Genomic DNA, 18,926 nt, shown 5'->3' on the forward strand with positions numbered 1-18,926 from the left:
ACAATCCAAGAACAGCTTCGAAAGCCATGCTGGAATTAAGTACTATGGAGAAATTAAAAATATTAAAGTAGTTAAAAGAAGAGACATTACAGAAATTCCAAAGGATTCTGATGAAGAATATTACTTGATAGAAGTAAATCAGTGGAAAGAGCTTGAGAGAAAGATAGAGGTTTCAGGATATCAAGTAATTAGAATATTATATACCACAGAATTTTTGTTGAAAAATGCAATTATAGTAACAGAACTTTGCATCAGATCTAAAGAAGAATATAGATTATGGCAAGAGCTTAGGAGAATAAACTCTAATGTTTATACAAAAGGAGACAATCATATTAGTAAGGACAGTAAAATCAATGGCTTTTCCATTCAAGGTATAGATATAACTGTGGCTGATGATACCATTGTGGTAGGTAATAATATTGCTGCCTTTACAAAACCAGATTTTAATAAAAGACCGAGAGTAGTAATGCAAGAGATTATGAGATTAATCAAGATAGCAAGTTCTAGGTGTACCTCTTACTATGAAGGCTGAACCTATAGAAAGCGGGAGCTTCCAGTTTCTGCTTTCTATAGGTTATTTAACGTGTACAATACAAAGAGCAGATTAGCTATTAAGGCAGAAAATCTGATAGAGTTAAAATTCATAGTATCAGTTGAAAGCTTACTTAAAGAATAAGAAATAAACCTATAAATGCTTACCGGAATTTAGTTAACAAATATTTAATTATGTTAACTAAAACTAAAGTAAACTAATATCATAGCAAATATTCCTTATAAATAATAAACTAATCTTGGAGAACAAATGTTTGTATAAATCGTGGCAAAATAAACCATAATATATCTATAAAAGTTTGAAAGGGGATATAGTATGGTTTATTCCTGTATAAAAGAAAACTACTCTTTATTATTAAAAGAAGAAAACGATAATTATGGCAGTAAAAAAGAAAAGAAATTTACCCTTCAGATGGATAAAATTTTGAAACGATTATTTACTCTAAAAAATAAGGTTCCAATCATTGATTTTCTTAACTCAGCTTATAATGACAACATAAGATATAATGCTAAATTGTATTATGAAGATAAGGAAATAAACAATTTTCATAAGAAAAGCAGCAGATATATAAGTTTTTATGCTGATATGTACATAAGAGTTGTAGATCAAGAAAAAGTTTATGAATACGAAATAGAGTTTCAAACTGTTTATGAAAATAACATGGCTATAAGAATGTTCAGATATGGCTTTGAAAGAGCTGTAAAAATTGCAGATTATAAAAATATAAAAGAAGGCAGAGTTAAGATAAAAATTCCAGAACCCTATCTTATAGTTATAGAAGAAGATAGTGATATACCTGACAAGATTTCTTTAGAAATAGAGATACCAAAGCAAAATACAGTTACTTATAATTGTAAGTTACTAAAGTATTTTAATTACAATATTGATAAGCTTTTAAAAGAAAATATGTATTTATTGCTGCCACTGCAGATATTTAGATTAAGGAAAAAAATGTATGGAATAAGTAACAGTGACTTAATCTTTGAAAAAAAGAAAAGCAAGATGATTAGTGTATATGATGAATTGAAAATAATCATAGAAGATACTTTAAAAGCTATAGATTTATCGTATAATAAAGGTAAGATAACTTTAGTAGATTATGATGAAATGACATCTGCAATGGAAAATATAAATTCTTACTTTTTAAGTATGTACGGGAAATATACAGATTTTGATGAGGAGGTTAAAGAAATGGTAAAGAGCTTTTATGATCCTAAGGTTGAGGAAAGAGGAATTAAAAAGGGAATAGAAAGAGGTTTGAAAGAAGGAGTAGAAAAAGGAATACAAAAAGGAATAGAGAAAGGCAGGATAGATGAAAAATTAGAGACAGCAACAGAAATGATAAAAGATGGGGAGCCTATAGAAAAAATTAAAAAGTATACGAAGCTAGATGAAAATAAGATTTTGGAATTGATAAAGCAAATAGGAAGCAAAAAAATACAGTGAGTAAACAGAAACTTCCAGTTTATGTTATGACCTCCGAGATGATGGCAATAACTGGTGGTTGCTGTTTGCTACTAACACATATGGAGATATTGATGAAGGGTTCTATTATAGTGTTGTATCAATGTTTTATTCAGTAGTTAATGCAATTAATGAGCAAGAAGATAGCAAAATTTATAAAAACTTGAATGATATAATAGTGCTGAAATAAATAGCTTTGAGATAAAAACACGATTCGGTTGGTAGTCCGAATGCGGTAATTATCCGTCAGTAACCTGCCCTCCTGGGGTTGTCCGTTCTCTAATTGAGCTGTATAACAGGAGGAGAAAAATGATAAAATTGACAGTATTATTTGAAGATCCTTTTTGGATAGGGGTTTTTGAAAAAAGTGAGAATGGTAAAATTGAAATTTGCAGGATAGTTTTTGGGCAAGAACCTAAGGATTATGAGGTATATGAGTTTGTCTTAAAAAACTATTATAATCTCAAATTCAGTAAGCCATTATTAATTGATGAAAAACCTGAGGCAAAAGTCAATCCTAAAAGGATGCAGAGAAAAATTAAGAAAACAATACAGAAAAATGACATTGGTACAAAGGCACAGCAAGCAATGAAACTTGATTATGAAAATAAAAAGAGTGAAAGAAAGCTGCTGTGGAAAGAAAAACGTGAAATGCAAGAAGAACTAAAATTTCAAAAGAGGTATGAGTATCTTGCACAAAATAAGGGGTGATTATCAAATGCCCTTAGCACTTAATCTTGAACATTTATATTTGAATTCTTAGCTGTATCTCTTGCATACATATCACAGAGAGAGTTTTCAAAGTGGTTGGAGTGACCTTTTACCCATTGGAATTCAATATATTTTCCATTACAAACGTTATTAAAGCGAAGCCAGTTCTCAATATTTTTAACAGGCTCTCCATTGATGGTTTTAAAATTATTTAATTTCCAGCATGGAATCCATTCTGTTAGGCCTTTTCTAACATATTGGCTGTCAGTTATTATTCTAATTTTTTCGATATTCTTTAATAACTCAATGGCTTTTATAACTGCTATAAGTTCAGCTTGGCTACTACCTGTTTCCTGAACTTTTTCAGTGTATAGTTTATAATTTCCTTCTAAATCCTCTATTATAAAAGCAAAAGCACCACGCTTTTTATTTTCAAAATAGCAGGCATCAGTAAATATTTTATAAATTTTTTCTTCGCATTTATCTTCACCTATAACATAACTATGATTATTATTATTTCGCTTATCTAAAACTACTATTTTACTTCTATCTTTAAAAGCTGCCACATCTTTATTAGATCTTAAAACAAGTTTGACATTAAAACCTACATAATAAGTATCTATACGTTTATTATGCAGCATTTTTCTAAGCTGATATTCGTTGGCCTTAAGACAATCAGTTAAATTACTATTATGAATAAAATTCAGCTCTTTTTTAAAAGGGTTAAATTCTATCAAAGTATCTTCTATATCATTACTTATCTTGATTTTATAATTATTATTTTCAACATCTATTATTTCCATTTTAAATAGCAGCATTTTCATAGAGATTACTCCTTAGAATATATTAATAATTAAACTAATATTCAAAATACTTCACTATGAAAAATTATATCATACTTAACGAATCTTGCACTAGATATTAAAATTATTTATTATGCATAAAATAAAAGTCTTTTTTTATGAAATGGTCTTTTTCTTCTACTTTGAATTTTAGCTTTAATACAATTCTCAAAAAATCTGGTTGAGTGATACCTACTGATCTAAGATTAATTAAAATAGCAAGCTCCAGGCGTATCTCTTACTACGAAGGCTGAACCCATAGCAGGAATTTTCAGTTCTTGCTATGGGTTTTTAACGTGTACTACACAAAAGATAGAACAGCTACTAAGATAGAAAATCAATTCCCTTCTTCACTTAAAATGCCTTTCAACCAGGTATAAGCCATAGAAACCCATTTAGCACAAGCAGAATTAAGGTGCTCCTTTTCGCTTGCACATACCTCGTCACAAAGTGATGCTCCATGTACTCCGTCTCTAAAAATATGCATTTCACATGATACACCTGCCTTAACCAAAGCATTAGCAAAATTTAATGAATTTTGTACATGTGTCGTCTTATCATTATATGATTGCCAAATAAATGCTTGTACAGTGTTCGAAGAGACATATTCAACAGGACTAACATTTTTCAGCTGTTCAATGTTAGGATTCTCACTCCCACAAAGACATTTCATACAGTATTTCACTTGAATATCCATACTATCTTGAGAAAAGATTACAGGATTCTTTGCCATTACTGACATATCTAAAAGAGGATATCCAAGAATCATACCCTTTGGCTTCAAATATGAAGATGGCACTTGGAAATGGTCACTTAAAAATTTTTCATGCCAACGTGCTCCAAAACAAGCACATAAATGAGAACCTGCTGAAAAACCGAGCAAAACAATTTGTTCTGGATCTACTTGCCATTCTTCTTCATGCTGACGTATAATTAACATGGCTTTTGCTAAATCAAACATTTGCTGCGGAAAGTATCCATATTGATTTACTTTTGGCAGGTTTTCTTCAAAATTACTAGGTTTTTCTTTAAAAAAGGTTGTATATCGTAAGACAAATGTATGATATCCCATGGAAGCGAATCTTACTGCTACTGATTCTCCCTCTTTTCTAGCAGTAAGAAGATACCCACCGCCAGGACATATAATAATTGCAGGACGTTTAGACTTCTGATATGTTCTTGGTTGTTTATCTAAAACGTAAGTATATAAAATTGCATTAGGATCATTAGGATTTACATTATATTTTTCAGTTATCATTTTATTATTCCTCCATATAATTTAGAATTTAGATGCAACATTGCAGCTTTATACTAAAGTAAGAAATTTAGAAAGTGTTTATGAGCACTTTCTAAATTGTATACACTATAAGTTGTTTTAAATAATCATTAATAAATCTTCGCCAGTAATAACAGAATCTTCACACATTATTTTTATTCGATTATAAATTGTAGTATTAGTAATTAATATTGGGGTAACAGTTTCATATCCTGCTTTTTCAATGGCTTCTTTATCAAATTCAATTAATAAATCACCTTTGTGAACTAAATCACCAGCATGCACATGCTGATTAAAATATTTACCTTGCAGTTTTACAGTATCTATTCCAATATGAATTAGATATTCTACTCCATGTTCATCTATTAGACCAAGGGCATGTTTAGTTTCAAAAACAGCTACTACCGTTCCATCAATTGGGGAATATATCCTACCTTCATCTGGTATAACTGCAACTCCTTTGCCAATGTACTGAAAAGAAGCATCAGAGAGGTCTTCTAGTTTAACTACTTTTCCATTTATAGGGCTTGGAAGGTAAATTGCTTTTTTCAATGTATAATCTGTTGATTGTTCTGCATTCTTAACTTCGATATTCTTTTTTTTACTGCTATTTTCTTTAAATGAAATAGTAGTAAGTATAAAAGTAACAATGATAGATATAATACAACAAATTACAGCATTTACAAGATTCATAGGTTCTTTAGGATTTAGGAAAAGAGGAAGACCTATTAAACCAATTGCACCAAAGCCATATATTTTTAACCCCATTATTCCAGCATACAGACCTGCACATCCTCCGCCAATTAAAGCAGAAATAAAAGGTTTTTTATATTTCATATTAATACCATACATAGCAGGTTCCGTGATTCCACAGAATGAAGTAAGACCGGCAGAAATACTAATCTGTTTTACACTAATATCTTTGGTTTTTATTGCTACAGCAAGTGCTGCAGCACCCTGAGCCACGTTTGCACAAAGTATAGCGGGAACTATAATGTTATCATATCCATTAGTAGCTAAATTAGCCAATACTAAAGGTAATAAACCATAGTGCATTCCTGTCATTGTTATTATAGGTGCCGTAAATCCCATGAGGGCAATTAGAAGCCATCCCAAATGTGCACTCAAGAAATCTACACCAATTTTCAAATAATCACCGAAAAATCCGCCTAAAGGTCCTATTATAATTAATGTAGCAGGAGCAGCAATCAAAAGTGTAATTAGTGGTTTTAAGAAAGAAGACATTACTTTAGGTGATATTTTTTCAGCAAACTTTTCTAAATAGCTTAAAAACCATACAGCAATCAATATAGGAATAACTGAGAAAGAATAAGTTGTTAACCTTACAGGAAGGCCAAAGAAATAGAGTGCCTGGTTTGCATTAACCAATGCAGTGAAATTTGGGTGTAGTAATACAGCAGCAATAGACATCGCAATACTTACATTGCATTTGAGTTTACTAGCCATGGTATATGCAAGCATTATAGGAAGAAAGTAAAATACACTATCAGAGATCATATTCAGTAAATAATAATTTTGACCCTTGGTGGATACAACCCCAAATGTCGTTAAAATGGCTAATACTGCCTTAATCATACCTGCTCCAGTTATAGCAGGCAGTATTGGTGTAAATGCACCTGCAATTGTATCCATTAGCTTAGAGACAGTAGTAACTTTCTCTTTTGATGCCTCGTTTGAATCATTATTTTCAGATGGATTACAAATTTCTGTAATTGACTTATAGAGATTTGCAACTTCACTGCCAATAATAACTTGAACCTGATTTCCATTTACATTGAGTCCCATAACACCTTCAGCATCTGCAATTTTATTGCGATCTACTTTTGAAAGATCATAGACATTAATGCGTAGTCGTGTAGAACAATGCACAATTGTTTTTACATTATTTTCCCCACCTACAGATTCTAGAATAGTTTTAGAAATGTTTTTCCAGTTCATAAATATACCTCCATTTTCCTTATTTATTTGAATATGAAGGTTTAGCCAGCCTATCCTGTTACTATCCTTAAAATATTAACGTAGTAAATTATGATAGTTTATTTACAATGTTTACTATATGTATCATAAGATACATTTTTTCATATTTACTTATTTTAAAATTAAATCGTTCAAATATATATTGTTCGATTTTTTCAATGCACGGAATATACTCAGTATATTGTTCACAAAGTAGTTTTGAAAAATGGTCATTAAATACTCCTTCAATTTGATTTTCGCTTCCATTAAGAAGTCTTTGAGAAAAGAACTTTAAATGTGTTACAAAACGATTATATAAAAGTGAATCTTTGTCAATTTGAATATGAAAATAATATTGAACTATATTCGTTATATCTCGTATTATTTTAGTCAAATCATATACACTTGGAATATCATTTTCAAGTTGAGAAGTTACAAAATGAAAGGTAATAAATCCAGCTTCATCTTCTGGCAGTTTAACATTGAATTCTTTATATATAATATCAAGCGCCGTCATTCCTATCGCATATTCTTTAGTATATAGTCGTTTAATATCCCATAGTAGTCTATTTTTTAAAGTAATACCACTCATAAAACGCTCAATAGCTGAATAAATATGATCTGTTAAGGAGACATAAATGCTATCACTCAATTTTCTTCCTAATTGTTTTTTTGCATAATCAATTATTTCTGAAGTAACACGCATATATTTTACAGGAATACTTGCTATAAGTTCCTGAAATTGTTTTGAAATATCTGCATTAATTATTGTAAATACTTTATTAATTCTAGTTTCATCAATTTCATCACCTGATTTTTTTTGAAAAGCTAATCCTTTTCCCATAACGATTATTTCGTTATCGTTTTCATCCATTACAACAACAACATTATTATTCAAAATCTTCTTTATAATCATAACAGTATTCCCCCTTAAACAAAAAACCTGTCACAAACATAATAAAACATTATGTTGTAAACAGGTTTAGCATGTCCTCTTAACATTTGCTATCCAAGATATTACAATGTAATTTTAATAAAAATTCATTCATTTGTCAATATTAGTGGCAGAAATTTATTTTAGTTTTTATGAATCAGATGCTAGATATAGAAACAAGCAAAATCTTGCAGATTCTAAAGAAGTAGCAAAAGCCATCAGTGATATAATTTTGAAAAGGCGGCTTAATTCCCGTTATAAAGTTGCCGTTCCATTTACATATAGTATGATTACACATTTTCCTGATTCTCTAAAGGAATACTTTTTGAAAAAGCGCTAGGTGGATGGGTATAAATTATCACTTTTCAACAATAAACGTGGAGCATCGTGTTGATTGCTGAAAAGTGCATAAATAAGTTCGGGTTTCTCTGGAAATTTATAGAAATATAAGTAAACATAAACTTTCAGTTTCTGTTATGACCTCCGAGGTGATGGCAATAACTGGAAGTTGTTGTTTGTTACTAACACATATGGAGATATTGATGAAGGGTTCTATTATAGTGTTGTATCAATGTTTTATTCAGTAGTTAATGCAATTAATGAGCAAGAAGACAGCAAAATTTATAAAGACTTGTAAGATAGACTAAGTGCTGTAGTTGGTGATTCTGATGGTATAGGTTGGGGTGGGGGTTGACCGCAGGGATATAGATAGGTTATTAGAAAGTAAGTTAAAAAAATTAATTAAAAGGATTAAATTATATACGGATATTTACAAATGAAAGATTTTTATTTAATATTGCAAAAAATATATATAATACTAATATTTAAATTTAACTATAAACATTAAAGTAGTATGGATTTCATCTGAAAATGTGAAAAAAGAAGGCCGTAGAGAATTTGAAATGGGGTCTTCAATATTAGTAGTTAATTTATTATTTATAAAATTATGAAATGTTTAATGAATAAAAATTCATAATAAAGAAAGTTAATATTCCATATTATCTTTAATTATGATAAAATAGTTACAAATTATAGTTACGAATTAATGATGTTTTATTCATAAAACAATTAATATAGGGGGTTAGAAGTTAGTGTTGGATAATACTATGACCAATGAGACAAGTGCTAAATTAGATGAATTGCTTAATATAGCAGAAAAAAATAATTATATTCAACAAGATTACTATACTAAATATAACGTTAAAAGAGGATTGAGGAATGAAAATGGTGCTGGAGTACTTGTAGGTCTAACTCAAGTTGGGGAAGTGCACGGATATATTGTAGATGAAGGAGAAAAAATTCCTAGCGAAGGAAGATTGAATTATAGAGGCATTAATATTAAAGATATCACCAATGGATTTTTATCTGAGAACCGTTTTGGCTTCGAAGAAGTAATTTTTCTTTTATTATTTGGAAAGTTACCAAATAAAGAGCAAATTCAAGACTTTAATAAATTGCTTGGATCTATGCGATCCCTACCCTTTGGTTTTACAGAGGATATGATATTAAAAGCTCCGAGTAAGGACATAATGAATAAGCTTCAGAGAAGTATTCTAGTGTCATACTCCTATGATAATAATCCAGATGATTTAAGTGTTGAAAATGTATTAAGACAAAGTATAGAATTAATTGCTAGATTTCCTGCTTTCATAGCATATGGGTACCAAGCTAAGATACGTTACTATGATGGAAAGAGTTTGTTTTTACATTCCCCAGATCCACTATTAAGTACAGCTGAAAATATACTGCATATGATAAGATCAGATAATCAATATACTCATACAGAGGCTCAAGTTCTTGATCTTTGCATGGTACTTCATGCTGAACATGGTGGTGGAAATAATTCAGCTTTTGCAACCCATGTTGTATCATCTACAGGAACGGATACTTATTCTGCTATTGCTACCGCTGTTGGATCTTTAAAAGGACCTAAACATGGTGGAGCAAATATAAAAGTTATGCAAATGATGGATTACATTAAAGATAACATTAGTGATTGGAACGATGAGGCTGAAATAGAAGCTATTTTAAGAAAAATACTTCAAAAAGAAGCTTTTGATAATACCGGATTGATATATGGAATTGGACATGCAGTTTATACAATTTCTGATCCAAGAGCAGAAATTCTTAGAGAAAAAGCTAAAGAACTGGCTATAGAGAAAAATAGATTAGATGAATATAAATTATATAGAAATATTGAACAGATATCAATTAAGTTATTTGCAAATCATGAAAAAAATCCAAGACCTATATCAGCAAATGTAGATTTCTATTCAGGATTTGTTTATGATATGTTAAATATACCAAGAGAAATGTACACTCCTCTTTTTGCTGCTGCTAGAGTTACCGGATGGTGTGCTCATAGAATAGAACAACTTGTAAGTGAACCAAGAATAATTAGACCAGCATACAAGAGCGTTAGTAAAAAAGAGGAATATGAGCCTCTTGATACAAGAACAGATAACAATAGGCAAGTATAAAGTGAAACTTGAATCAGATTGGGTCAAAGCCCCAATCTGATTCTTAGTTGAACGAATCCAGGGACGTAGCCGCTCTTTACTCCTACTTTGAAGAAGATGGGAGTATTAGAGCGGGTAGTCATCGGATAAATTTTTAGAAAATTGTCTAGAAACAGCCTTAAGGCTGTTTCTTTAATTATGTTTTAACATGTACTACACAAATAAACAAAACCACGGTAATTTTATACCGTGGCATATATCCGTTGGAATAATAGGATGGTTTTGTTATTACCTAAGTTTTAAAAGTCTATTTTTTAATTGTTCTTCAATATTTTGTAATTCCGCTTCTGCCTCTTTGCGCTTTTGACGTCCTTCTGTTTGTATACGAAGTACTTCATCAAGAGTTGAAATTAATGATTCATTTGTCATGCGAAGAGTATCTATATCAACAATTCCACGTTCAGACTCTTTAGCTGTTTCTATAGTTGACATTTTAAGTGTTTCTGCATTCTTACGTAGAAGTTCATTTGTCATATTTGTTACTTCATTTTGAACTTTAGCTGCATTACTAGAATGAGCAATTCCAAGAGCCAGTACAATTTGACTTTTCCAAAGTGGAATAGTATTCACAATGGTAGACTGTATTTTTTCAGACATTAAAGAATCATTATTTTGAACTAAACGAATTTGAGGAGCCATTTGAAGAGAAATCATTCTAGTTAACTCCAAATCATGAATTTTTTTCTCAAAGCGGTTACAAAGGGATACAAAATCATTTGTTGCCTGTGCGTCTTCAGGAAGTCCACTAGCTTTTGCTCTTTCTACTAAGATAGGAAGCTCTTCTTTTTCTAATTTTAAAAGCTTCTTTTTCCCAGCTAAAATATACATGGAAAGCTCTTTAAAGTATACCTTATTTATTTCATACATTTTATCAAGCATAGCAATATCTTTTAAAAGTTGTATCTGATGCTTTTCAAGGGTACTACAAATTTTGTTTATATTTCCTTCAACTTTATCATACTTTGCTTTCATATGAGTAAGTTTTTGTGTAGTTTTCTTAAAAAGGCCTAAAAAACCTTTTTTCTCATCTGCAGTATCAAAACTCTTTAGCTCACCTATTACATTAGAGAGCATTTCACCTATTTCCCCCAATTCCTTAGTCTTTACATTATTTAAAGCAGTTTCAGAAAAATCTGCAATTTTCTTTTGAGCACCTACTCCATATTGTAGAATTGAATTTGAATTAGTTATGTTAATCTTATCTACAAATTCATCCACCATTTTCTTTTCTTCTTCTGTTAAATAACTATCATCAAGAATTTCTGGTTGTTTATTTTCTTCTTTTACTTTAGCAGCAGGAACCTCATCTTGAAAAGGCTCAAATGTTAAGCTTGGTATGACATCAGTATTTTCATTAAATTCATTATTCACTTTCAATTCCCCCTTTGTTTGTTTTAATATTACTTTTTAAAATCATTCTTAGTCAATCCTTCTTGCGTAAACAGTGTTTCAAGCACAGAAATATCTGTAGAAATATCTAAAGCTATTTCTGCAAATAAATTATCTAATAGCTTCTCAAAAGCAGTATTTATCATATCTATGGTCTTTTCAATTTCATTTTTTGCATTCTTTATATTATCACCTTGAACTGTTTGGTCATTTAGCTCTTTATATGCATTAACTAACTTTAAAGTCATTGGAAGATAGTTGTTGGTAAATTTGTTAACCTCTGGAAGTTTTTTAGGATTATTCTCTACATAATTAAATATTTGACTTACAATACTTTCAAGTCTAGATAACTTTGTTGAGATTTCTTCTCTATGGATAGCATCATTTACACTTTTTATCTGGACAATATAGTTCTTTCCCAGTTCAAGTGCATATCTTAATTCTTTTTTTTCTGGATCATTTGTTTCTTCATTTAATTCCTTTTCTCTTTTTGATTCAGCTTCATTACGATACTTAAGAGCCTCTTGTGTATTCAAATAATTCTCATAAACTTCATCATTTAACATGAAGTAGGTCTTTTTATCATCAATATGTGCTTGTGGAAACATGCCTAAATCAATCATTTTCATTAAATCTTTCACAACAAATTTGTTCTTCTTTCTAATAGCAACAGCTAATTCTTCTATGGAACAATAGTTATGATTATCAAGGGCAATTACATACTGTTTAAAACGCTTTACTCTTTTTCTTAAATTTACACCTCTTAAAGCCAAAGCTATGCTTGATAGAAAAAAAGAAAACAAAAGTCCCAAAGTAATGAAACTAGTTGTTGAAAATACACTAAAAAAAGAAGTAAATATTGAGTATATAATTAACAGAGTGCCTAATGTTCCACTACCCACAAATCCCAATATCATATAAAGTATTCCTGATATGCTTCCAACTGGTTTTTTAGAAATATACATTTGTACTTGATTTTTATCTTTTTGGGTTATATTCGTAACATTTCTATATTTATAGTGTCTTTTATTTTTCATTTTTTCATTAAAATGTTGTGATTTATTCTTTAAATTTGTTTTTACTTCATTTAAAGTGCTCTTAGTTTTATCATCAATATCCTCTTTTAATCTATCAAAATCTATAGTATCGAATGCGTTTTTTAATATATCTCTAATGTGGTCTTCTAAATCAGAAAAATCCTTTTTACTCATGCTATGCCTCCAAATTATTTTCTTATGACTCACTATAATCTTATATAATTGTAATAATATTTTGGCTATATTATATATTATTATTGTATAAATTACAATTTGCAACAACTTTATTAGTAAGTGCTCTTTTATCTCACATAAAGGTATCTGGTTTCCTAAGATTTTCTAATAATACTTTAACTTATTTTGTAAAAATTTGAGAAGAAAACAATAATTATGGAGGTAAGAAAGAAAAGTAAGATGATTGATGGGTGTAATGAATTGAAATAATCATAGAAGATACTTCAAAAGCCATAGATTTATCGTATAATAAAGATAATATAACTTTAGAAGATTATGATGAAATGTCATCTGCTATGGAAAATATAAATTCTTACTTTCTGAATATGTACGGGAAATATACAGATTTTGATGAGGAGGTTAAAGAAATGGTAAAGAGCTTTTACGATCCTAAGGTTGAGGAAAGAGGAATACAAAAAGGAAAAATAAAGGAAAAAATAGAGACAGCAACAGAAATGATTAAAGACGGAGAGCCTATAGAAAAAATCAAAAAGTATACAAAGTTAGATGAAAATATGATTTTAGAATTGATAAAACAAATAGGAAGCGAAAAAATACAGTAATGATAAATTAAATCTGACACAGATAATTAAGGGTGTCAGATTTTTTGTATAACCAATTTCAAAATATAATTAATAAAAAATTGTTTATGTTAGTTGTTTGTTGGACTATAATATAATAAAAGCATTATTTATTTGGAGGAAATTCTATGGAAAAACTAAAAGAACAAAATAGTTTGTATGAGCAGTTTTTAAAATATTCATATAAAGATTTAAAAGAATTATTTAAAAAAGCTAAAACAAAAGAGGAACAAGATTTTTATATCACTCTATCTGATATAGTGCTGCAAAAGGAGCAAGAAAAGGTAATAGGTAAAGATTGATGGCCACTTATACTATATTTGCAGGTGTAAATGGTGCGGGTAAAACATCAATATATAAGTCTATTTATTATGAAGAAAACAAAAGTGAAGAAAGAATAAATACAGATGAAATGGTAGCAAGAATAGGTTCGTGGAGAGATAACAATCTTCAAATTAAATGTGCAAGAGAAGCTGTAAAACTTATAAGTTACTATATCAAAAACAATGTATCCTTTAATCAGGAAACTACTCTTTCGGGTAAAAGTATTACTAGAAATATAGAAAAAGCAAAACAGAAAGGTTTTTACGTTGTAATGAATTATATTGGCGTCGATACCCCTGATATTGCTAAAGAAAGAGTTAGAATTAGAGTTTTAAAAGGTGGACATGGAATTCCAGAAGAAGCTATAGAAAGAAGATATTATGAATCATTAGATAACTTAAAGAATGTATTAGATATATGTAATGAAATAAATATATATGATAATACTAATAAATTTAAACATGTAGCTTATATGCGTGATGGAATAGTTATATGGAAAAGAGATAAAATTCCTAAATGGAGTAGTTATATTCTAAAATAGATTGTTAATAAACCCCATGCTTAAAAAGTGTGGGGTTTAATGTTTTTCAATATTTATGCAGTAGTATACAAGAGATAACTATTATTTATAAAGCAAGTCTAGGAGTCAAGACATCTTTTTGGCTGTTTTTTTCAAAGGACAAGAACAGCTGTCAAGGCTAAAAATCTAGTAGAGTGAAAGTCTTCTATCACAATAGGGGGCTTATTTAAAGAATAAATCTGTAAATGCTTATTAGAATTTAGTTAACAAATAACTAATTATATCAACTAAACCTAAAATAAACTAAGATAATAATAAATATCTTTCACAGATTATGATGAAATGACATCTGCAATGGAAAATATAAATTCTTACTTTCTAAGTATGTACGGGAAATATACAGATTTTGATGAGGAGGTTAAGGAAATGGTTAAGAGCTTTTATGATCCTAAGGTTATGGGTGGCGGTTCTATGTCTTTTGGGAAAAGTAATGCAAAGGTATATATTGAGAAAAAGACGGGTGTTACTTTTAATGATGTAGCTGGACAGGAAGAGGCAAAGGAATCACTCAGTGAAATAGTAGATTTTCTTCATAAACCATCAAAATACACTGAGATTGGGGCAAAACTGCCTAAGGGAGCACTGTTAGTGGGACCACCTGGTACAGGTAAGACATTGCTTGCTAAGGCAGTAGCAGGAGAAGCAAATGTACCCTTCTTTTCTTTATCGGGTTCAGATTTTGTAGAGATGTTTGTAGGGGTTGGTGCTTCCAGAGTTAGAGATTTATTTCAACAAGCTGAGAAAAATGCTCCTTGTATCGTGTTCATCGACGAAATCGACGCAATAGGAAAAAGTCGTGATAGTCAGTTTGGTGGAAATGACGAGCGTGAACAAACATTAAATCAGCTTTTAGCCGAAATGGATGGATTTGATTCTTCAAAAGGTGTTGTAATACTTGCGGCAACTAATAGACCAGAGATACTAGACAAAGCTCTTTTAAGACCCGGAAGGTTTGATAGAAGAGTTATTGTGGATAAACCTGATCTTAAAGGCAGAGAAGAGATACTTAAGGTTCACGGAAAGAATGTTAAGCTCGATAGTAGGGTGAAATTAGAAGAAATAGCATTAGCTACTGCAGGTGCTGTGGGAGCGGATCTTGCTAATATGGTAAACGAAGCAGCTTTAAGAGCTGTAAGAATGGGCAGAGATGTGGTTAGACAAGATGACTTATTTGAAGCTGTGGAGACTGTTATAGCAGGTAAGGAAAAGAAAGACAGGATTATGACAGAGGAAGAAAAGAGTTTAGTTGCTTTTCATGAGGTAGGCCACGCACTTGCGGCTGCACTACAAAAGCAAACACAGCCAGTGCATAAGATTACCATCATTCCTAGAACAATGGGAGCACTAGGTTATACAATGCAGATGCCGGAGAAAGAAAAGTTTCTTATTTCTAAGGATGAACTAATAGAGCAAATAATAGTTCTTTTAGCTGGCAGAGCAGCCGAAGAGATTATCTTTAATAAAGTAACTACAGGGGCTTCAAATGATATTGAAAGAGCTACAGAGCTTGCAAGAAGGATGGTAACTATATATGGCATGTCAGATAAATTTGGCATGATGGGGTTGGAATCCGTACAGAATAGATATCTAGATGGAAGACCAGTTCAGACTTGTTCTACTGAAACCTCCACGGAAGTTGATAGAGAAGTTCTTCAAATTATAAACAGTTGCTATGAAAAGGCAGTAAATCTTTTAAAAGCTAATATGGAAGCACTTTGCAAGATTTCATCTCATCTTCTTTAAAGGAATTAATATCTATTAATACCAATTTTAAATTTTGTGATGAAGATATGTCTTTTATTAATTTCAATCTATTTTGAAGCTTCGTAAGTGAGTCAGTAAAATACTGATTTTTTATTTCATCTATTTTTTCTTCTTGTAAGAATTTATTCTCATCAATAGAAATAAATGCATTTTCTTCTTCTGAAAGAGTAAGAACAGTCATTGTTTGAGATAAAAATCTGTTTCTTTCATGAACTCTTCCAAATTCACCACAGGTAAAAAATCCACTTACTGTAGTACTATTGATAAGCTTTTAAGAGAAAATATGTATTTATTGCTGTCACTACAGATATTTAGACTAAGGAAAAACAGGAGAGATTTCCATTGGACGGATATTGTGATGGAAAGATTATCGGAGGTGTTTGGTATTTATTTAGAAACTACTAAAAATCAAATGCATGGAATAAAAAGGGTAAAAAAGGATTTGGTATATTTTTTAAATGATCATGAACATAATAGAAAGATATTCATATAATGAATTGATGTGATATTTAATGAGAGGATATTATATTTATATAAATTATGAAATAACAGATTTTGTACCTTTCCAGTATCCTGTAATATGCTCAGTGATAAATTAAATTCAATATTTATAAAAGGTGGGTGAGTTCTTATAGAGTATTTTAAAAAAGCTAATAACTACTATAATGAACAAAACTATAAAAGGGCTATTGTAATTTATAATAAGGCAATAAAGAATAGAGATAATGAAATAGCTTCTATTCATAATATTGCATTATGTTATATTAAACAAAAACAATTTGAGAAGGCTATTCCATTGCTAAAAATTACTGTATTAAAAAATCCCACAGGAAATTATTTTTTTAATTTGGCTTATGGATATTTAATGGTAAAAAACTTTAAAAAAGCCCTTATATATTTTAATACAGCTTGGTCTCTTTCTCCAGAAAATAAAAACTGTGAAGTAATGATTAATTATATATTGGGAATATACAGAAAAGGTAAGAGTATAGATAAGTTTGTGTGAGTTCACAAACTTATCTACACTCTTTATCTTTTAGTAGGAAATTAAAAAAATTCGCTTATAAAGATAGCCTACTAGGACTTGAAAATAAACGGTCTGTGAGTTTCTACAAGATACTTCAAGGGATAAAGTGGAATGTGATTTTTGGTATAATATATTTAAAAAAGCATTAATTTAAGATGGGGAATAAATGTGGAGTATATATTTAAAAGTAAAATTTGCGGAGAAAAGTGAAAGTTTTATTTCGCATTGTTAGCATGGCCTCTGTATCTGTTCTTAATGCCTGTGACATATAAATATATTGGATACTTTTCGATTATAATAATGATATTTCCTGGGGTTTATTTGTCTACTTGGTTAGGTTTTCTAATGCATGAATGTTGGCATAAATATGTACCAGAAATAAATAATAAAGTTTTTTACAGAATTTTTTCATGGTGCTTGTTAAATGATCCTCAAGTATATAATCTTGTTCATGGTATTCATCACTCTAAAGTTAACAGTTGGGAGGATATTGAGTTCCATCCTCTAGGAAAAATCAAGAATAGTCTTCTTAGGCGTATATATAATCTAATGTAAATTATTTTCGAAATTGCATTTGTTTCATTTGTAGTTAATAGAGTACTATCACATCATAAGGATTTTAAAGACAAATACAGTCGTAGAAGTCACATATTATCCATAATTATTTCTATAATAATTTATGTAGGATTAACAGTAGCATGTCATTATGCTTTTAATATTAGTTATCCAACCATTGTGATACTTTATATTGTGAATTTGTGGCTAGCTTCCTTCGTGCTGCATCATTCTCAACTAATTGAACATGGTAATTTGATTGTGGAAGGAAACTATAAAGAAAGAAATATAAAAACTAGGAACCTGAGCAACAAAGGTATTCTTGAGAAAATATTTATTTTTTTAACTCACGGAGATTCTAGAGAACACGTATTACATCATACACTTCCAGGTGTTTATACAAGACCTTTCCCTGGAAAAGTTCCAATGCCCACTGAAAGTGTATATATTAATTTAAAAGATTATATGGTGTCTTTTAGAAACCACAGTGCCACAGTGGCAAGCTCCTTTGGAAAATTCCTCGATCTATTGGATCTATAGCAACAAATAGAAGTTGCTACTTACTATGGGCAAACTATGTCAGGCGTGTCACTATATGAATCGTTGAGTATATAGAAGCATAATAATGTATTGTTAGTATGGTGTATGATAAACACGTATATTATTATTTTTTTATATCTGTGTACATGATAAGATATCACTTGTCGCTTCGAGAGGCGGCAAACACAATATAATATCGCGGGGTGGAGCAGTTGGTAGCTCGTCGGGCTCATAACCCGAAGGTCGTAGGTTCGAGTCCTGCCCCCGCAACCAAAAAGTATTACAGCACTTAGGTTGCATAATACTATATGAAAGCTGTCAAATACACTATTTACGAATATATAATGTAGTAGATAGCTTGGTAATAAGTTACTAATTGACATAATGAAGTAGGCATGATAAGATATGATTCCTGTCGCAAAGCAGTGGCAACTTAGAACAGTTAAGCTGGTAGTAAATTACTAGTTGACGAACTAAGACAAGCATGTTAAGATGTAAATTCCATCGCACAACAGCGATGAAGTAGTTAGTTAACTGGCAATAAATTACTAGTTGACGAGCTAAAGTAAACATGATAACATGTAAATCCGGTCGCAATCAGCGACAAAGTAAGCAGTGA

21 protein-coding genes, 1 tRNA gene and 2 pseudogenes are annotated in these 18,926 nt (G+C 30.4%); 17 read left to right on the forward strand and 7 right to left on the reverse strand.

Translation table 11 applies throughout. The features are described from left to right. Positions 1-124 precede the first annotated feature (124 nt). The 4 genes from HGI79_RS02490 to HGI79_RS02505 all read left to right on the forward strand — a co-directional run bounded on the left by HGI79_RS02490 (position 125) and on the right by HGI79_RS02505 (position 2,728). On the forward strand, positions 125-532 hold the full coding sequence (locus tag HGI79_RS02490) for a hypothetical protein (protein ID WP_185649136.1): 408 nt from the start codon (positions 125-127) through the stop codon (positions 530-532). Between the two features lie 336 nt (positions 533-868). Then, positions 869-1,999, forward strand: a complete 1,131-nt coding sequence (locus HGI79_RS22655) for a hypothetical protein (protein ID WP_241428120.1) — start codon at positions 869-871, stop codon at positions 1,997-1,999. A gap of 58 nt (positions 2,000-2,057) precedes the next feature. Continuing rightward, complete coding sequence (locus HGI79_RS02500; protein ID WP_185649137.1) at positions 2,058-2,207, forward strand: hypothetical protein; 150 nt, start codon at positions 2,058-2,060, stop codon at positions 2,205-2,207. A 119-nt stretch (positions 2,208-2,326) separates the two neighbouring features. After that, a complete protein-coding gene (locus HGI79_RS02505; RefSeq protein ID WP_185649138.1) occupies positions 2,327-2,728 on the forward strand; it encodes a YjdF family protein in 402 nt (133 codons plus the stop codon). Positions 2,729-2,748: 20 nt separating this feature from the next. On the opposite strand, the gene HGI79_RS02510 is transcribed toward HGI79_RS02505, so the two are convergent. The 4 genes from HGI79_RS02510 to licT form a co-directional block, all read right to left on the reverse strand. Continuing rightward, entirely contained in the window at positions 2,749-3,552 is an 804-nt protein-coding gene (locus HGI79_RS02510) for a ribonuclease H (protein ID WP_185649139.1), read from the reverse strand. Positions 3,553-3,907: 355 nt separating this feature from the next. Then, complete coding sequence (locus HGI79_RS02515) at positions 3,908-4,828, reverse strand: alpha/beta hydrolase (RefSeq protein ID WP_185649140.1); 921 nt, start codon at positions 4,826-4,828, stop codon at positions 3,908-3,910. Between the two features lie 117 nt (positions 4,829-4,945). Further along, positions 4,946-6,805 (reverse strand): beta-glucoside-specific PTS transporter subunit IIABC, encoded by a 1,860-nt coding sequence (locus tag HGI79_RS02520; RefSeq protein ID WP_185649141.1) that lies wholly within the window; start codon positions 6,803-6,805, stop codon positions 4,946-4,948. A gap of 88 nt (positions 6,806-6,893) precedes the next feature. Next, complete coding sequence (gene licT / locus HGI79_RS02525) at positions 6,894-7,739, reverse strand: BglG family transcription antiterminator LicT (RefSeq protein ID WP_185649142.1); 846 nt, start codon at positions 7,737-7,739, stop codon at positions 6,894-6,896. Positions 7,740-7,872: 133 nt separating this feature from the next. On the opposite strand from licT, the gene HGI79_RS02530 reads away from it, so the two are divergent. From HGI79_RS02530 to HGI79_RS02535, 3 genes are all read left to right on the forward strand, one after another. Continuing rightward, a complete protein-coding gene (locus tag HGI79_RS02530) occupies positions 7,873-8,097 on the forward strand; it encodes a hypothetical protein (protein WP_241428121.1) in 225 nt (74 codons plus the stop codon). Between the two features lie 168 nt (positions 8,098-8,265). After that, complete coding sequence (locus HGI79_RS23130; RefSeq protein WP_278046674.1) at positions 8,266-8,394, forward strand: hypothetical protein; 129 nt, start codon at positions 8,266-8,268, stop codon at positions 8,392-8,394. 469 nt (positions 8,395-8,863) lie between these two features. Further along, complete coding sequence (locus HGI79_RS02535) at positions 8,864-10,237, forward strand: citrate/2-methylcitrate synthase (protein WP_185649165.1); 1,374 nt, start codon at positions 8,864-8,866, stop codon at positions 10,235-10,237. 267 nt (positions 10,238-10,504) lie between these two features. Here HGI79_RS02535 and HGI79_RS02540 read toward each other — a convergent pair whose 3' ends face one another. Beyond that, positions 10,505-11,647: a toxic anion resistance protein gene (locus tag HGI79_RS02540; protein WP_185649143.1), complete on the reverse strand. Its 1,143-nt coding sequence runs from the start codon at positions 11,645-11,647 to the stop codon at positions 10,505-10,507. Positions 11,648-11,676: 29 nt separating this feature from the next. Continuing rightward, positions 11,677-12,876: a 5-bromo-4-chloroindolyl phosphate hydrolysis family protein gene (locus HGI79_RS02545; RefSeq protein ID WP_185649144.1), complete on the reverse strand. Its 1,200-nt coding sequence runs from the start codon at positions 12,874-12,876 to the stop codon at positions 11,677-11,679. A 428-nt stretch (positions 12,877-13,304) separates the two neighbouring features. Between HGI79_RS02545 and HGI79_RS02550 the strand changes: the two genes are divergently transcribed. The 4 genes and pseudogenes from HGI79_RS02550 to ftsH all read left to right on the forward strand — a co-directional run. Then, positions 13,305-13,499 carry a hypothetical protein gene (locus HGI79_RS02550; RefSeq protein WP_241428122.1) on the forward strand — a complete coding sequence of 65 codons (195 nt, stop codon included), beginning with the start codon at positions 13,305-13,307 and terminating at the stop codon, positions 13,497-13,499. A 146-nt stretch (positions 13,500-13,645) separates the two neighbouring features. After that, on the forward strand, positions 13,646-13,819 hold the full coding sequence (locus tag HGI79_RS02555) for a hypothetical protein (RefSeq protein ID WP_185649146.1): 174 nt from the start codon (positions 13,646-13,648) through the stop codon (positions 13,817-13,819). Further along, a complete protein-coding gene (locus HGI79_RS02560) occupies positions 13,819-14,382 on the forward strand; it encodes a zeta toxin family protein (protein ID WP_185649147.1) in 564 nt (187 codons plus the stop codon). Before HGI79_RS02555 ends, HGI79_RS02560 begins: the two co-directional genes overlap by 1 nt. Before the next feature lie 429 nt (positions 14,383-14,811). Beyond that, positions 14,812-16,164: pseudogene (gene ftsH, locus HGI79_RS02565) on the forward strand (ATP-dependent zinc metalloprotease FtsH); the annotation flags it as partial. Here ftsH and HGI79_RS23620 read toward each other — a convergent pair. Then, positions 16,121-16,366, reverse strand: a complete 246-nt coding sequence (locus HGI79_RS23620) for a GGDEF domain-containing protein (protein WP_185649148.1) — start codon at positions 16,364-16,366, stop codon at positions 16,121-16,123. The pseudogene ftsH and the gene HGI79_RS23620 overlap by 44 nt on opposite strands. A 177-nt stretch (positions 16,367-16,543) precedes the next feature. Here HGI79_RS23620 and HGI79_RS23135 point away from each other — a divergent pair, with 177 nt between their 5' ends. From HGI79_RS23135 to HGI79_RS02590, 6 genes and pseudogenes are all read left to right on the forward strand, one after another. Then, positions 16,544-16,678, forward strand: a complete 135-nt coding sequence (locus HGI79_RS23135) for a hypothetical protein (protein ID WP_278046675.1) — start codon at positions 16,544-16,546, stop codon at positions 16,676-16,678. Positions 16,679-16,816: 138 nt separating this feature from the next. After that, positions 16,817-16,975, forward strand: a pseudogene (locus tag HGI79_RS23625) (tetratricopeptide repeat protein); the annotation flags it as partial. Positions 16,976-16,981: 6 nt separating this feature from the next. Then, positions 16,982-17,191: a tetratricopeptide repeat protein gene (locus HGI79_RS22665; protein ID WP_241428124.1), complete on the forward strand. Its 210-nt coding sequence runs from the start codon at positions 16,982-16,984 to the stop codon at positions 17,189-17,191. 321 nt (positions 17,192-17,512) lie between these two features. Continuing rightward, positions 17,513-17,767 carry a fatty acid desaturase gene (locus tag HGI79_RS23630; RefSeq protein WP_395939495.1) on the forward strand — a complete coding sequence of 85 codons (255 nt, stop codon included), beginning with the start codon at positions 17,513-17,515 and terminating at the stop codon, positions 17,765-17,767. A gap of 195 nt (positions 17,768-17,962) precedes the next feature. Beyond that, positions 17,963-18,307 (forward strand): hypothetical protein, encoded by a 345-nt coding sequence (locus tag HGI79_RS02585; RefSeq protein WP_185649150.1) that lies wholly within the window; start codon positions 17,963-17,965, stop codon positions 18,305-18,307. Positions 18,308-18,504: 197 nt separating this feature from the next. Further along, a tRNA-Met gene (locus HGI79_RS02590) sits at positions 18,505-18,580 on the forward strand. The last annotated feature ends 346 nt before the right edge of the window (positions 18,581-18,926 follow it).

This window comes from Clostridium sp. DJ247 (genome assembly GCF_014231265.1).

What these genes read in the sequence shown, in the direction of transcription:
- HGI79_RS22655 (WP_241428120.1), top strand. Translation starts at nt 869, where the DNA reads ATGGTTTATTCCTGTATAAAAGAAAACTACTCTTTATTATTAAAAGAA.
- HGI79_RS02505 (WP_185649138.1), top strand. Translation starts at nt 2,327, where the DNA reads ATGATAAAATTGACAGTATTATTTGAAGATCCTTTTTGGATAGGGGTT.
- HGI79_RS02510 (WP_185649139.1), bottom strand. Translation starts at nt 3,552, where the DNA reads ATGAAAATGCTGCTATTTAAAATGGAAATAATAGATGTTGAAAATAAT.
- HGI79_RS02515 (WP_185649140.1), bottom strand. Translation starts at nt 4,828, where the DNA reads ATGATAACTGAAAAATATAATGTAAATCCTAATGATCCTAATGCAATT.
- HGI79_RS02520 (WP_185649141.1), bottom strand. Translation starts at nt 6,805, where the DNA reads ATGAACTGGAAAAACATTTCTAAAACTATTCTAGAATCTGTAGGTGGG.
- licT (WP_185649142.1), bottom strand. Translation starts at nt 7,739, where the DNA reads ATGATTATAAAGAAGATTTTGAATAATAATGTTGTTGTTGTAATGGAT.
- HGI79_RS02535 (WP_185649165.1), top strand. Translation starts at nt 8,864, where the DNA reads ATGACCAATGAGACAAGTGCTAAATTAGATGAATTGCTTAATATAGCA.
- HGI79_RS02545 (WP_185649144.1), bottom strand. Translation starts at nt 12,876, where the DNA reads ATGAGTAAAAAGGATTTTTCTGATTTAGAAGACCACATTAGAGATATA.
- HGI79_RS02550 (WP_241428122.1), top strand. Translation starts at nt 13,305, where the DNA reads ATGGTAAAGAGCTTTTACGATCCTAAGGTTGAGGAAAGAGGAATACAA.
- HGI79_RS02555 (WP_185649146.1), top strand. Translation starts at nt 13,646, where the DNA reads ATGGAAAAACTAAAAGAACAAAATAGTTTGTATGAGCAGTTTTTAAAA.
- HGI79_RS02560 (WP_185649147.1), top strand. Translation starts at nt 13,819, where the DNA reads ATGGCCACTTATACTATATTTGCAGGTGTAAATGGTGCGGGTAAAACA.
- HGI79_RS23620 (WP_185649148.1), bottom strand. Translation starts at nt 16,366, where the DNA reads ATGACTGTTCTTACTCTTTCAGAAGAAGAAAATGCATTTATTTCTATT.
- HGI79_RS23135 (WP_278046675.1), top strand. Translation starts at nt 16,544, where the DNA reads ATGGAAAGATTATCGGAGGTGTTTGGTATTTATTTAGAAACTACTAAA.
- HGI79_RS23630 (WP_395939495.1), top strand. Translation starts at nt 17,513, where the DNA reads ATGATATTTCCTGGGGTTTATTTGTCTACTTGGTTAGGTTTTCTAATG.